Annotated in this window: 13 protein-coding genes; 9 read left to right on the top strand and 4 right to left on the bottom strand. The window is 40.6% G+C overall.

Annotated elements, in window-relative coordinates; translation table 11 throughout:
- Positions 1-6 precede the first annotated feature (6 nt).
- The 3 genes from ACZ47N_RS09605 to ACZ47N_RS09615 all read left to right on the top strand — a co-directional run bounded on the left by ACZ47N_RS09605 (position 7) and on the right by ACZ47N_RS09615 (position 5,167).
- Positions 7-336, top strand: a complete 330-nt coding sequence (locus ACZ47N_RS09605) for a tRNA-binding protein (RefSeq protein WP_464886335.1) — start codon at positions 7-9, stop codon at positions 334-336.
- Between the two features lie 508 nt (positions 337-844).
- Positions 845-2,053 (top strand): efflux RND transporter periplasmic adaptor subunit, encoded by a 1,209-nt coding sequence (locus ACZ47N_RS09610; RefSeq protein ID WP_464886336.1) that lies wholly within the window; start codon positions 845-847, stop codon positions 2,051-2,053.
- A 3-nt stretch (positions 2,054-2,056) separates the two neighbouring features.
- Positions 2,057-5,167, top strand: a complete 3,111-nt coding sequence (locus tag ACZ47N_RS09615) for an efflux RND transporter permease subunit (RefSeq protein WP_464886337.1) — start codon at positions 2,057-2,059, stop codon at positions 5,165-5,167.
- Positions 5,168-5,196: 29 nt separating this feature from the next.
- On the opposite strand, the gene ACZ47N_RS09620 is transcribed toward ACZ47N_RS09615, so the two are convergent.
- Both ACZ47N_RS09620 and ACZ47N_RS09625 read right to left on the bottom strand, forming a co-directional pair.
- A complete protein-coding gene (locus tag ACZ47N_RS09620; protein ID WP_464886338.1) occupies positions 5,197-5,952 on the bottom strand; it encodes a GTP pyrophosphokinase in 756 nt (251 codons plus the stop codon).
- 44 nt (positions 5,953-5,996) lie between these two features.
- On the bottom strand, positions 5,997-6,692 hold the full coding sequence (locus tag ACZ47N_RS09625) for a zinc metallopeptidase (RefSeq protein WP_464888433.1): 696 nt from the start codon (positions 6,690-6,692) through the stop codon (positions 5,997-5,999).
- Positions 6,693-6,968: 276 nt separating this feature from the next.
- Here ACZ47N_RS09625 and ACZ47N_RS09630 point away from each other — a divergent pair, with 276 nt between their 5' ends.
- The gene (locus ACZ47N_RS09630) at positions 6,969-7,652 is read left to right on the top strand and encodes a response regulator transcription factor (RefSeq protein WP_464886339.1); all 684 of its coding nucleotides are present in this window, start codon (positions 6,969-6,971) and stop codon (positions 7,650-7,652) included.
- Positions 7,649-8,962, top strand: coding sequence for a sensor histidine kinase (locus ACZ47N_RS09635; RefSeq protein WP_464886340.1), 1,314 nt, complete (start codon positions 7,649-7,651; stop codon positions 8,960-8,962). The genes ACZ47N_RS09630 and ACZ47N_RS09635 overlap by 4 nt, the downstream gene beginning before the upstream one ends.
- Here ACZ47N_RS09635 and ACZ47N_RS09640 read toward each other — a convergent pair.
- Positions 8,946-9,320 carry a permease gene (locus tag ACZ47N_RS09640; protein WP_464888434.1) on the bottom strand — a complete coding sequence of 125 codons (375 nt, stop codon included), beginning with the start codon at positions 9,318-9,320 and terminating at the stop codon, positions 8,946-8,948. The two genes, ACZ47N_RS09635 and ACZ47N_RS09640, sit on opposite strands and share 17 nt — an antisense overlap.
- Positions 9,321-9,420: 100 nt before the next feature.
- Positions 9,421-9,990, bottom strand: coding sequence for a permease (locus tag ACZ47N_RS09645; RefSeq protein WP_464886341.1), 570 nt, complete (start codon positions 9,988-9,990; stop codon positions 9,421-9,423).
- A gap of 58 nt (positions 9,991-10,048) precedes the next feature.
- Here ACZ47N_RS09645 and ACZ47N_RS09650 point away from each other — a divergent pair, with 58 nt between their 5' ends.
- The 4 genes from ACZ47N_RS09650 (at position 10,049) to ACZ47N_RS09665 (ending at position 15,011) form a co-directional block, all read left to right on the top strand.
- The gene (locus ACZ47N_RS09650) at positions 10,049-10,204 is read left to right on the top strand and encodes a hypothetical protein (protein WP_464886342.1); all 156 of its coding nucleotides are present in this window, start codon (positions 10,049-10,051) and stop codon (positions 10,202-10,204) included.
- Between the two features lie 59 nt (positions 10,205-10,263).
- Positions 10,264-12,087, top strand: a complete 1,824-nt coding sequence (locus tag ACZ47N_RS09655) for a thiamine pyrophosphate-dependent enzyme (protein WP_464886343.1) — start codon at positions 10,264-10,266, stop codon at positions 12,085-12,087.
- On the top strand, positions 12,074-12,664 hold the full coding sequence (locus ACZ47N_RS09660) for an indolepyruvate oxidoreductase subunit beta (RefSeq protein WP_464886344.1): 591 nt from the start codon (positions 12,074-12,076) through the stop codon (positions 12,662-12,664). The genes ACZ47N_RS09655 and ACZ47N_RS09660 overlap by 14 nt, the downstream gene beginning before the upstream one ends.
- A 298-nt stretch (positions 12,665-12,962) precedes the next feature.
- Positions 12,963-15,011, top strand: a complete 2,049-nt coding sequence (locus ACZ47N_RS09665) for a methyl-accepting chemotaxis protein (protein WP_464886345.1) — start codon at positions 12,963-12,965, stop codon at positions 15,009-15,011.
- The last annotated feature ends 41 nt before the right edge of the window (positions 15,012-15,052 follow it).

The raw sequence follows: 15,052 nt of genomic DNA on the forward strand, positions 1-15,052 counted from the left end.
ATGGGGATGGCTGGCTTTGAGGATTTTATGAAGTTGGATATCCGAGTGGGAGAAATTATTGATGCGTTGCCTTTTGAGAAGGCAAGAAAACCATCCTATAAGCTGTGGGTAGATTTTGGAAATGAAATTGGCCTTAAAAAAACAAGTGCACAAATTACCGATAACTATACTTTAGAAGAGTTAAAAGGGAAACAAGTGCTAGGTGTAGTGAATTTTCCGCCCAGACAAATTGCTAACTTTCTTTCAGAAGTATTAGTGTTAGGGGTTTATCATGATGGTGGAGTAGTGCTGATTCAACCTGATCAAAGGGTGAAAAATGGGGATAAGCTAGGATAAGCAGAAGTTATTTTTTGTTTTGTAGAAAAAGACAGCCTGGGTGAAAATCTGCAGGCTGTCTTTTTAAATCAAAAAAGGGATAGCGTATCAATATTAAACTTTATAGTTGGCTGATTTTAAAAAGGCATAACCAATAGCGTAGAAGAAAAGTGGGATGGAAGCGGTTAAGCCGATGGATAAAGCAACGCTGAAAAGCATTTCTCTCATTTCTTATCACACTCCATTGTTTAATCGTTGGATTTCAATCTTTCCGAAATAACGGTGCAGGAAAGGTCGAGTTTTTGGGTTTTCCTATGCGTAGGGAATCATTACCCATATACAACATAACAAGAGACCATGAACTGAATATGAACTACCTCCAAAACCTACCATACTAGAAAAAATAAATAAATTTTTAATGAAGAAGGATTTTAATAAAACAAAATACGGAGAGATTCGTAGAGTTAATGAAGCGTCTGCATACATAATACATACGTGTTTGTAGGAATTTATAGCTGGAGGGGAAAAGATGAAGAAAAAAGTAATCATAACCATATTGGTAATAGCAGTTCTTGTTGTAGGACTTGTAGGGCTTCGATTGAGAGGGAGAGGCCCAGAAGTAGAGCAAGAAGAAATGTATGTTCCGGTAGAAGTAGAAAAAGCAGTGAAAGAAACCATTGGCAATCGGATCCTGTTGAATGGAGCCATTCATGCCAAGGATGAAGCAATGGTTATGCCCATGATGCAGGGGAAAGTAGAAGTTTTGCATGTGAAACTGGGAGACTATGTTGAAAAAGACCAGATTCTGATGGTGGTGGATCAGGCAAATAGTTTAAGAAGCTTGGAACAAGCAGAAAAATCCATGGAAATGGCACAGCAAGATGCTGAAAGAGCAGAAGCTGGAGTGGAGCAAGGAATCATAGGGGTGGAAAATGCAAGGGATCAGTATGAAGATGCCCAGGCTACCCTAAAGCGAGTTCGTTCTTTATATGAAGCGGGAGCTGCCAGTCTAAGGGAGCTGGAACAGGCTGAGTTGGCAGCGAACAGCCGTCAATTGGAAAGTGCAGAGAGTCAGCTTCGTCAAGCAGAGATTGGATACCAACAAGCGCTGAATCAGGTGGCACAAGCAGAAATAAGTTATCGGCAAGCAACAGATGCTTTAGAAGATACAGTGGTACGTGCTCCAATGAGTGGGGTTATTACCAGTTTGAATGTGGTGGCTGGTGAAATGGCTGGTGGATCCCAACCAGTGGCAGAAATTGCGGATATTGATTCCGTATACTTTCAGGCAAACGTGGCAGAAAATATCATTAATAATATGGAAATAGACGATAAGGTTATGATCAAAATTCCAGCATCGGAATTGGAAATAAGTGGAACCGTTGGTTTTATAAGCCAGACACTAGATGCTGAAACGCAGCTTTATATGATCCGAGTATATCTAGATAATCAGGACCGACAGATTCGTACTGGCATGAGTGCAACGGCAGAAATGAATCTGAATATAAGAGAAGGTGTTTTAGCTGTGAATAGGCGTGCCGTCATAGAACGGGATGGAGAGACCTATGTGTTTATTGTTGAAGAGGATAGGGCTATAAGAAAAGATGTATCCCTTGGTTTGGAAAGCGATACGGTGGTTGAAATTCTTGAGGGATTAAACGAAGGGGCATCTGTTATTGTGAAAGGCCAGCATTATCTTTCTGATGGAGATGTTATTCGTGTAGTGGGAGGGGAATAGTGAATGAATTTATCAAAGCTTGCAGTTAAACGCCCTGTCACTACAATTATGGTCATGCTTGTCATTATTTTGCTGGGAGTTGTTTCTCTAACACAACTCCCCTTGGACTTAATGCCAGACATTGAAATACCGGTTGCACTTGTTGCGACAAATTACTCGGGGGTAGGGCCACAGGAAATGGAAAATTTGGTCACAAGGCCCATTGAGGATGCGGTGGCAACGGTTTCTGATCTTGAAGGAATTAACTCGGTCTCCTCGCAGGGGAATTCTATTGTGGTAGCACGGTTTGATTTTGGAACGGATATGGATTTTGCTGCCCTAGACATACGAGAAAAAGTGGATATGGTTCGAGGTGCTTTACCAGATGGAGCGTCAGAACCTTTGGTGGTACAATTGGATTTGGACGCAATGCCCATTGTGGTTCTCTCTTTATCTGGAGATGAAGATATGTTTGAATTACAGGCATTGGCAGAAGATGTGATGAAACCTAGATTAGAACGAGTAAATGGCGTTGCTTCCGTAGATATTGCCGGAGACTATGTATATGAAGTGGAAGTAAAAGTCAATGAACAACGGCTAAATGCCTATGGCATGGATGCAGGTCTTATTGCTCAAACCATACGGGCATCAAATCTTAATATGCCAGGTGGTACGGTGGAAAGAGGCTTCGATAAATTAACCGTTCGGACTATGGGTGAGTTTAAAACCGTGGAAGAAATTGGTGAACTACCTCTGAACTTGCCCAATGGCTCTCTTATCAAAGTAAAAGATGTAGCAGAAGTTCAGCGAATTCCAAAGGAACTTAGCTCACTTTCCAGAACAAATGGTCAAAATGGCATTGGGATTATGATTCAGAAACAGTCAGGAACCAATACGGTGCAGGTAGCCAATGATGTAAATGCAGAAATAGAGAAGCTCCAAGAAGAATATGGTGAGAGTAGTATGACGGTTATTATGGATCAGTCTGACTTTATTCGTGAAGCCATAAACTCAGTTGTCCGTAATGCCGCGGTAGGTGGTATTTTGGCAGTGTTGATTTTATACCTATTTCTTAGAAACATACGAAGTGTTTTTATTATTTCAACGGCATTGCCTATTTCGATCATTGCAGCATTTATGTTATTGTATTTTAATGATCTGACCTTGAACCTTATGTCCTTAGGAGGATTGGCCCTGGGCATCGGGATGTTGGTAGACAATTCTATTGTGGTGTTGGAGAATATCTATCGATTTAGAACAGAAGGAAGATCACGGATCGATGCAGCTATTGACGGAGCTTCAGAGGTTTCGATGGCCGTCACTTCTTCGACTTTAACCACGATTGCTGTTTTTTTACCAGTGGTATTTGTGGGTGGTCTTACTTCCATTATTTTTGGAGAATTTGCCATGACCGTAACCTTGTCGCTGATTGGGTCATTATTAGTAGCGCTAACGCTGATTCCTATGCTAAGTTCTAAGATTTTGAAGGTAGATAAAGACCGATTATCCCAGCGAACAGGAAAAGAAAAAATGACTACTCGTGCCCATGATTCTTTTGATAAAGTGTTCAAGAAGGTAGAAGCTAATTATCGTTCTTTCTTGAAGTGGGCCTTATCTCACCGGAAAACAATGATTGCGGGAGCCGTAATTGTGTTTATTGGAAGCATCAGTTCTGTCTTTTTGGTTGGAGCTGAATTTTTTCCATCAGCAGATCAAGGGCAGATCGATATTCATGTTTCCTTGCCAAGAGGATCTCAGTTGAAGGAGACAGATGAAGTATTTCGAAAAATCGAGTCTGAATTACAGGAAGTTAAAGAAGTAGATATTGTATATTCGGCCATCGGAAGTGGGATGGGATTTGATTTAGGTGGAACAGGAGAAAGTGAAGGCAGTATTATGGTGATACTGGAGGATTTGAAAGAGCGACATCGAAGTGACCTTGAAGTAGCTGCAGAAGTTCGTGAGAGAGTCCGTGATATTGCTGGAGCAGAGATTAGCGTAGCTGTCGCAGATGACACAGCTATGGGTGGCACTGGTGGCGCTCCTGTTGAGTTAAAAGTTAAAGGGGATGATCTAGAAACGCTGGAAGAAATCACAGAGGATCTACGACGACTGATAGCTGGAGTAGAAGGAACCTATGATACGGAGACTAGTTTTTCGGAAGGGTCGCCAGAGCTTCGGGTTGAAATAAATAAGTATATGGCATCTACCTATGGATTAACAACATCACAAATTGCAGATACCATTCAAAAATATGCACAGGGTTCAACGGTTTCTTTTTTTAGAGAGGGAGACGGTAATGAACTGGATATTATCATTCGTGGAGAAGAAAAAATTAGACAGGATATAGCAAATTTTCAGCAGATTGGCATTCAGACTCCAAGGGGTAGTGTAGTGCCATTGTCTCAGGTGGCTTCTATAGTAATTGCAGAAGGACCTACTTCGATTTCTCGGGAAGATCAGCAAAGAACAGCAAGGGTTAGTAGTCAATTGAGTGACCGAGATTTAGGAAGTGTGATGGGAGATATACAAGATAAACTTAATGACTATGTGATGCCAGAAGGGTATACTCTTGAAACAGGTGGTGAATTTGAACAGATTCAAGAAGTATTTATGGATATGGCACTGGCGATTACCATGGCCATTATCTTGGTCTATATGATTATGGCTTCTTTGTTCGAATCCCTTATGCATCCATTTACCATTATAATGTCGCTACCATTGGCTTTTTCTGGAGGGTTTCTTGCCCTATTTGTAACTGGTAGAACCCTTAGTGTTCCAGCATTGATTGGTTTCTTGATGTTATCTGGAATTATTATTAACAATGGGATTGTGTTGGTAGACTACATTAACACCCTAAGATCTCATGGGAAAGAACGTCGAGAAGCCATTGAAACCGCAGGACCTATTCGCTTGAGGCCTATTTTGATGACGACGCTTACTACGGTTTTGGCCATGCTTCCTATGGCTATTGGAATTGGAGAAGGAGCTGAGACACAGGCACCTATGGCAACAACGGTGATTGGAGGGTTACTACTCTCTACTATATTGACGTTGTTAGTAACGCCGGTGATTTATACTATTACGGATGATGTTTCGGTATTTGTAAAAAACAAGCTTCAGAAGTTTAAATAAAAAAAGCCCCTCCATATGGAGGGGCTTTTTCACATAGGATCACCAAATAAAATAGAAAGACAACTCATTGAAAGATTTTCCATTTGTTTTTCAGGGGTATCGCCATGGGGTGTTTGAGAGGAATGATAGTCATTAGAAATCTTAAGTTGTTGCATTTCTTTATGAATGCCTTCCATTTTTTGGTCTAAAAAAGCAACGGTGTCAGCCGCATCCTTTAGATCGTCTCGCAGTTTTTGCGGCACTTCTTTATCGTATTTATAATAGATTTTATGCTCAAGACTAGCCCAGAAATCCATGGCAATAGTTCGTATCTGAATTTCTACATATACTTGTTCAACACGGTCTGACATAAAAACTGGAACTTGAACGACCAGATGTAGACTCTGATAACCATTGGGTTTGGGCTCTTCGATGTAATCCTTGTACTCTACGATGGTAATGTCCTTTTGCTGCATAAGCATGCCAGCCACTCGATAAATATCTGATGTAAAGGAACAAATGATGCGGATGCCAGCAATATCACGGATGTTCTTTCGAATGGATTCAATGGTAAGGTCGCATTCTTTTCGATGAACTTTTTCAAAAATGTTCTCTGGGCTTTTTAGTCGCGATTTGACATGTTCAATGGGATTATATGCATGCATATATTCAAACTCTTGTTTGAGAATATCAATTTTTGTGCTGATTTCATCCATGCCAAATTTGTAGTACATCATAAATCGCGTTAAAGAGTTTCGAAAAGCCTTAAGCTGCTCCATACCTGAATAGTATTTTTTGTTTTCCATGCTGGAGTCTGTCGCCTCCTCCTAGGTTGTGGTTATGCGGGTTTCTATCTTCTTCCTCTGATGAGCAATAATCGAATTAATTGGGCAATTCCAGTGGCCATAGCTGCTACATAGGTGAGGGCCGCAGCGTTCAGCACTTTTTTAGCCCCACCGGATTCGCTGGTGGTAATAAAGCCATGGGTATCCAATAGCTGCATTGCACGGGTACTGGCGTTGAATTCTACCGGCAACGTAACCACTTGAAAAAGAACAGCGGTTGCGAAAAGCAAGATGCCTACATCAAAAAGGGTGGTAAAGGCTGGTAAGATCAAGCCGATAATGATGAAAAACCAGGCTGCTGAAGAACCGAAACGAGCAATAGGAAATAATTTATTCCTAAGCAAAAGTGGCTTATAGCCTAAATCGTGTTGAATAGCATGGCCTACCTCGTGGGCCGCTACGCTAACGGCGGTGATAGAACTTTCTCGATAGACTTCAGGAGACAACCGTAGTATTTGACGCACAGGATCGTAATGATCGCTCATTTGGCCAGGAGACACTTCGATAGGAATGTCATTAAGTCCATTTTCGTTTAAGAGCATTCTGGCTACTTGAGCGCCAGTATAGCTTTTTCGTGTGGGAACCCTCAAATATTTTGAAAAATTTGCTTTAACTTTTCCTTGAGCATAGAGTGTTAGTAAAATGGCAGGGATGAGGATCAGCATCGTTGGATCCAAGAAACCAAAACCATAAGGGTACATCATGTGAATACCTCCTTTTTTTATTGAAAATATAACTATTGATAGGATCATTGTAATATGGAATTATGAATTTATCATGAACTTTTTCTTTTTTAAAAATATCGGTGGAATTCATAATGAGTTCATAGAGAAGAGATAGAATAACAACCAATTAAATAGCTGTCCTTTCCCTAATATAGCCAGGCTGTGAACCGGAATAAAGTCGGTGAGTAGTCTGGCACCTTTTTGAAATTTATGGGATAATATGGAGATATAACAAAAGATGGGGGGGTTAAGATGTTTCGTATCCTTGTGGTGGAAGATGATAAAAACTTACAGCGACTAATGGAAGCTGTATTAAAACAAAATGGCTATCAAGTACTTTGTGCAGCAAACGGTGAAGAAGCGCTGGAGTTGATGGACCACCATCATATCGATTTAATGATCAGCGATATCATGATGCCAGAAATGGATGGGTATGAGCTGACGGACTCATTGAGAAGGGCGGATTATCAACTACCTATCCTGATGGTGACAGCAAAAGAAAGCATGGAAGATAAAAAGAGGGGTTTTATGTCCGGTACGGATGATTATATGGTGAAGCCTATTGATATGGATGAAATGCTGTTAAGGGTGGCCGCTTTATTGCGTAGGGCACGTATTATGAATGAACATCGGATTACAATAGGAAAAACCGTATTGGATTATGATACATTAACCGTTAGTCGTAACGGCCAACAGATGACCTTGCCAAACAAAGAGTTTTCTTTACTGTTTAAGTTGCTGAGTTATCCTCGACAAATCTTTACACGACAGCAGTTAATGGATGAAATTTGGGGGTTGGAAGCAGAAAGTGATGAAAGAACGGTTGATGTTCATGTGAAACGATTGCGGGAGCGTTTTTCTGAATGGCCTGACTTTCAAATCCTTACGGTGCGTGGGTTAGGTTATAAAGCAGAAAAGCAGGAGGGTGGATCGTGAAGCGAATTTCTTTTAAGTTGGCGGTTGCTTTTATTGTTTTGATTGTATTGTCATCCTTGCTATCTTTTGTGACATCGGCAGTTTTTATGCCGAATTTGCAACATGAAATTCGAGAAAGTCAAGAAGCCATTGCCACGCTTATTATGGATTTATCAAAAAACACGACCTTAACCAGTCAGGAAATCGTTGAAATGACTTCTTGGTTCACGTACCATACCCGTATAGCAGGAGACCTGGAAGTTAAGGCCTTAGAGGCGGCAGAGATAGACATCATGGAACAGGGTGGAATGGTGAATAAGCCAACCAGAAGATTTCGAGGGGTTAGTACCTACTTCATGGTGGGCGATGACTTGATACAGATTCAGATGGAGCCGGATAACACCCTATGGAAAATGGCAGCCTCTCGAATTTGGTTTTCTGGGATCTCCTTTGTGATTATCGGCTCGGTTTTAATCATATTTGCTATTCGTCATAGCGTAAGGCCTATTATAAAACTTACGAATGCCACAAGAGAAATTGCCAATGGAAATTTTGATGTTGAAATAAATCATCAAAGTAAAGATGAAATAGGGCAACTTACCAATAATTTTAATCAAATGGTCAGTGAATTAAAGCAAATGGATACCTTGCGAAAAGACTTTGTTAGCAATGTTTCTCATGAATTTAAAACACCTATTGCATCCGTACAAGGCTTTGCTAGGTTGCTGCAGAAAGATGACTTGTCCGATGCGGAACGAAAGGAATATGCTCGAATTATTGTAGAGGAATCAGGGCGTCTTTCTCACTTGACAAGTAATATGTTGAAACTTTCTAAGCTGGAAAATCAGGAAATTATTCAAAAACATCAACGTTTCTTTTTAGATGAGCAAATTAGAAAGTCTATCTTGCTATTAGAGCCAGAGTGGGAAAAGAAAAACATTCAATGGGATATTGAATTGGATAGGGCCATGATTTGCGGCGATGAAGAATTATTGCAGCAAGTTTGGATTAATCTGATCGGCAATGCCATCAAATTTTCCCCGGATGGAAGAAGGGTTTTTGTTGGCCTACAGCATATGGAGCTTGGGGTTAGGATTTGCGTGAAAGATGAAGGGCGTGGAATGACGGCCCAGACAAAAGCACGAATATTCGAGAAGTTTTATCAAGGCGAAGAAGCCCACGGGGTGGAAGGCAGTGGGCTAGGACTTTCCTTAGTTAAGCGGATTCTTGAGCTCCATGATGGAAAAATAGAAGTGGAAAGCCAAGTGGAGCAAGGGACGGAATTTATCGTGTTGTTACCTATACAAGAAATATTTACGGACCAAAAATAAGGTTAGCAAGAAATCCTGCCAGGGTTGGAAATAAAATATAAATACTATATTTAAGCAGGATGAAACGAGGTCCTAAAAAAGCTGCCTCATAAGGTAAATGGCCTACATTGATCATTCCCCAAGCTGTAATCATGGCAACGGCCGTACCAGTGGTAACAGAATCCCGGAAGACGGAATCAAAAAGTGGGAAAAAGGCGAAGGGGCCTCCTTGGACTAGGGCTCCGATGGCTGGGCCAATAAAGAGTCCTTTCCACCCAGCTTCTGGGCCTAGCCAACTCTGCAAGACTTCTTTGGGAACCAGGAGATTTAGATAACCAACCAAGATAAAGGCAAAGAACAACAAAGGCAAAACCTTCACGAACAAGTTAAATCCACTTCGGAGCCCTTCTAAGTGCAACCCCTTTGGAAGTGCCACGAAAAAAAGAAGGAAAGCCATTATAGTTAATACGATTAACGCATCAGTCAACGGAGTCACCTCGATTCTTTGACTGTTTTTTTTGTTGAAGTCGCTGAATGTCTTGTTTGATTTTTTTCGCTAGTTCTGGAAAGAAAATATTCACACATGTTCCTGCCAGCACCGGGAAAGCTGCGGTAATTAAAAATCGAATAATGGTTAACTCGAGCCCAACAAAAGCAATTTCGATAGGGAGTCTTCCAATATTCCAAAGGGTTTTGGCTGCTACAAAACTGATCATAGTGCCGACACTGGCGCCGGACATAATAAGCGTAGCCATCAGAGGATAAAAAAAGAAGGGGCCACCAGGAACCATAGCCCCGATAACAGTTCCATAAAAAGGCCCCTTCCATCCAGCCTCTGTTCCTAGCCATTTGGAAACCGAATCTTTGTTGATCAGGACGGATACGAGACCAGCTACGGCAAAGGCAGCAATGAGAATGGGAGTAATACCTACTAAGGTTTGCATGCCAAGAAATATGCCTTCTGCTACCATAGGAAACCCATCTTGCCTATAAGCGGTAGCAGCCATGAAAAAGGCGATGGTAGCCATGCCAACGATGGTTTTGTTCATTCAGGAACCTCCTTACATAGTTGCAATCCACCTACCCATTTGCTTAGGGAGTGATTTTGTGTCTAGTACAATCCTACCCACTTTGTGTGTGTTTAAATGTTGGGACGATGGAAGTGGTGATTTAAATAAGGTGCTTCAAGAAGCAATTGGAAGGTTGGGGAGGGTAGAAAGTGGCAATGAGAAAAAAGAGCGTGATCTAACCAGAAAAAAATAGAGCGGAACCGTTGGGTTCATAAGGTAAAAGGGTAAGTAGCATATGAGGAGGGAGTATCAATGAGCAAAAGTAATCAAAAAATAATGACAGGTAATCAAGCCATTGCCCGTGGGTTTTATGAAGCGGGTGGAGTAGTGGCGGCTAGTTACCCAGGTTCACCTACGGTGGAAATACTAGAATCTGTTGGAGAATATCCAGAGATGGATGCCGAGTTTTCGGTCAACGAAAAAGTGGCACTAGAGACTGCTATTGGGGCTTCTTTTGCTGGCGCAAGAACTATGGTCAGCATGAAACATGTAGGTGTGAATATTGCAGCGGATCCCTTAATGACATTTACTCAGACACCAGTGCGAGGAGGTTTTTTACTAGTGTCTGGAGACGATCCAGGGATGCACAGCTCGCAAAATGAACAAGATAACCGAAACATAGCTAAATTTGCAAATATGGCTGTTTTAGTGGCAGCAGATAGTCAGGAAGCAAAAGATTATACCAAAAGGGCCTTGGAAATCAGTGAAACCTATGAGATGCCGGTCATGCTTCAGATTACCAGTCGAGTATGTCATAGTCGGTGTTTAGTAGAAGTTGGAGAAAGAAAAGAAGTCGTTAAAGAAGCATTTCCAAGAGATGTTCCTTCTTATGCTATGATACCGCCTAATACCTTTGATAAGCAATATACAATGAAAGAGCGGTTGGAAAGATTGGGGGAAGATCCAGAAATTCTATTTTTGAACCCATTGGAGAAGGAAGAGGGAGCCAAAACCTTGATTGTTACCTCGGGACTGCCTTATTATCATTTGAAAGAATTAGGGGAATTGGATAATCCGGTGGATATTTTGAAACTTGGAATGGTTTACCCGCTCCCTAAAACATGGTTGAAAAACCAAATGAAGGACTATGAGAAGGTAGTGGTCATAGAAGAAATGACACCATTTATTGAGAATGAACTTAAGTTGATGGGGATCTCTTGTACAGGAAAAGAATATTTTCCATTTACTGGGGAGTTGAGCCAAGAAGTACTCTGGGAGGGTCTTCAGAAAGCAGGATTGGTGAAAAAGGATGAAAGTAATGAGAAGCTAATGACCGCTCAAGATCTTTCCGTAACGCCAAGACCTCCACTTTTTTGTCCTGGATGTCCACACCGACCCATTTTTGATGTTTTAAAGAAAAGTAAAGTAATGGTTAATAATGATATAGGATGTTATTCTATGGGTTTATTCCCTCCTTTTGATGCGGCACATTCTCTGATTAGCATGGGAGCTACTATTGGCATTTCCACAGGGATGCTAAAAGCAAATCGAAAAGCGGGAAGAGATATTCCCTTGGTGTCGGTGATTGGAGATGGAACTTTTTTTCACTCGGGAATGCCAGGAATGATAAACCTGCTTTCTCATCTTCATCCAGAAGATAATTTAACCATCTTAATTTTGGATAACGGTACAACAGCCATGACTGGCGGACAGAAAAACGCCTCTACTGGAAAGCGTCTTTCAGAGAAAGCGAAGCATGTGGAGATTCCTCAACTTTTAAAGGCTATGGGAATTGAAGAGGTTCAAGTATTGGATCAATTTCAGTATCAAAAAACCAGTGAAGCTATGAAAAATGCCATTGCTACTCCGGGACTATCGGTTTTGGTAATGACACGTCCCTGTGCACTGCATTTCAAAATCAAGGAACCAGTATACCAAGTAGATCCAGAGATTTGTATTGGGTGCAGAACCTGCATTAAGACAAATTGTCCTCCTCTTCGAATGAAAAAATACGAAGGCAAGGAAAAGTTAAAATCATCTATTGATCCATCGATGTGTGTTGGATGTAGTATCTGCGCTCAGGTTTGTCCTGTGGATGCGATTAAGAGAAGGGGGGAACAGAATGAAGCCAATTAATATTTTGATTGCTGGTATTGGTGGACAAGGCCTTGTTATGACGACGGATCTAATTTGTCAGGCTGCCTTTTTAGAAGGATATGAAATGAAAAGCAACGATGTAATTGGTCTCGCCCAAAGAGGAGGGCGGATATGGGGATCTGTACGCATAGGCACAAAGGTATTATCTCCTGATATACCCGTGGGTACAGGCGATATTTTAATAGGGGTCGAACCCATGGAAGCCTTGCGTTGGAGAAATAATATGAAAGCAGATGCAAAAATAGTATTAAATCATCATCAAGTGTATCCAACAAATGTTCAGCAAGAAAAAGAGAATTACCCAGATGAAGCTATTCATAAGATGTTAAGTGACTTCGACAGTTTAGAAGTAGATGCAGGATTGGAAGCTAGGAAATGTGGAAATGAAAAAGCAGCCAATACGTTGATGTTGGGGTGTGTTTCTGAGTTTTTACCGATTAGCGAAGAAAAATGGATGGAAGCAATTCGTCGTACCTTTCCAGAAAAAGTACATGCAGTAAATGAAAAAGCTTGGAAAAAGGGGAAACAAATGGCTGGTGAAGCTGAATTTAGATAAATAAACGTGTTGTATTGAATTCTAGAAAAATACACCTGTGTTAAAGAGTTGTGAATAAACGCTTAAAAACTACGTATAAATAGTTTTTAAGCGTTTTTCTTTTTAGGTTATTATCCATTGGAATAAACGAGGGGTGTCTTTTTGGGTAAGAAGGATAGGGTTTGCTTTAGAAATGGATTTTGAAGCCTATGTTGGTTCATAGGAACTCAAAATTTAGAATTGTTCCACAGGGTCAGCTATGTTATGATGACAGCAATGAGGTTAAGTTGATTAAATATCATTTAAAGGAGAATGCTTGGTGAGTATATTTAAAAAGAGTTTATTTCTAAGGCTGATGGGGTTTTTAGTGTTAGCGGGGGTTATTATTTTTGGGGTACAAATATACATTAGTAGTACCTATTATGGCGACAATATGAGGACGGAGGCTGAAAACTATCTAAGGGAAAAGCTGAAAGCTGAATCTAGTTTTTTGAATAGCGAATTAGCGGTAAGTGAAACCGCATCGGAGAATATTGCAGCTTTGATATCCAATGATGTGAGCCATAACGAGGAGCTTTTATTCAATTACTTTGAAGATGTCATGCAGAGCAATTCGATGATTGTGGGTGGTGGTGTATGGATGGAGCCAGGAGAATACGTGGAAAATCAGGAATACTACGGACCGTTTTTATATTTAGAAAATGATTCTATTGTAGTATCTTGGGAATATAGCAATCCAGAAGGCAACTATTTTCAGTATGATTGGTATCAGGATGGTTTAGGAGACGAGTCTGTATGGTCTGAACCATATATTGATCCGATTTCTGAAGTACCAATGATTACAGTGTCTTCACCAGTTAGAAGAAACAATCGAGCCATAGGTGTGGTTACATTGGACCTTGGATTAGATAGAATGCAAGAACATATTAGAGGCCTTGAAATTGGGGACAATGGGCAAGCGTATTTAATTAGTTATCAAGGAGATTTCGTTGTTAATGAGAATATAGAAAACCCTATGGAAACTAGCATTACCGACTCTGAGAGCTCTTTGGAGCCGGTTGGAGAGCGCATTATCAGTGCAGACCAGCCAGGGTTAATGAGTGCGGTCATAGGGAATGAACCTTCTCTCTTATCTTACCAAGAAGTGGGAAACAGTGGATTGAAGTTGATTTTAACACTTCCTGAAGCGGAGCTAGGAATTACTCAGAGCATCATAAACGCTTCCGTTATATCTGTGGTAGCTATGTTGATTTTTTTGATTATTATTTATGTACTAATCAAAAACTTAGTGCTTAAATATTTAAAAATGGCTGTAGAACATTCAGAAAATGTGGCTTCTGGAAATCTGAAAGCAGAGTTGCCCATAGATTTTGTGGATAGAGAAGACGAATTTGGTCGTTTGGGTTCTTCACTGCAAAATATGACGGATAATTTAAAGGGCATCATAGCTCAAATACAGTCCATGGCAAATCAGGTAGCTACTTACAGTGGGGCGTTATCTGTTTCTGGCGATGAAGTTGGAAAGGCAGCTGAGGAAGTTGGAATTGCCATTCAGAGTGTTGCGGATGGAGCGGGAAATCAGTCCCTTAGATTAGAATCCACTACGAAAAATATAAATGATCTTAGTGCTAAAGTTCAAACAGTCGAAGTGCAAGCTCAAGAAATGAATCAAGTTTCCAGAGAGGTCTTAGAAGAAATCGAGAGTGGTCAAAAATCGATTAATGAATCCATCGATCAAATTTCGAAGGTTGAGAAAGATACGAAAGAAGTAAGTGTTGTTATTGAAAGATTAGGACAGCGCTCTGTAGAGATAGGTGAAATAGTAGGATTGATTAATAGTGTATCTAGTCAAACGAATCTACTTGCCTTGAATGCAGCTATTGAAGCAGCTAGAGCTGGAGAGGCTGGGAAAGGTTTTTCTGTCGTGGCAGATGAAATCAGAAAACTAGCAGAAGAGTCTTCGAAGGCTACGGAGAACATTGATGAACTCATCAGCGCGATTCAAAAAGATGTTAACTTAGCAGTTGATCAAATGGATAAAAGCAGTGATCGAGTTCATCAGAGCTCCACAAAAATCAACGAAAATGGCGCCATTTTTGATCGGATCAGCAGAGAAATTGATAAATTGATAAAGACTATCTTTAGTAGTGTGGAAAGAATCAATCAAGTTGCCGATACCAGTCAAAAAATTGAAAATGAGGTAGATGAGATCAATAAAATTAGTCAAGATTTCGCGGAAAATTCAGAAGTTGTAGCGGCTTCCAGTGAAGAACAAATTGCTTCAACTGAAGAGATCGTAGCATCAGCAAAAAAGCTAACAGAAATGGCAGAAGAACTAGCAAAAACGTCAAATAAATTCAAACTATAAGGACATTTATATCAGAGAGAAAAAAGTTGTTTTTTTCTCTC

Source organism: Tindallia texcoconensis (genome assembly GCF_055383815.1).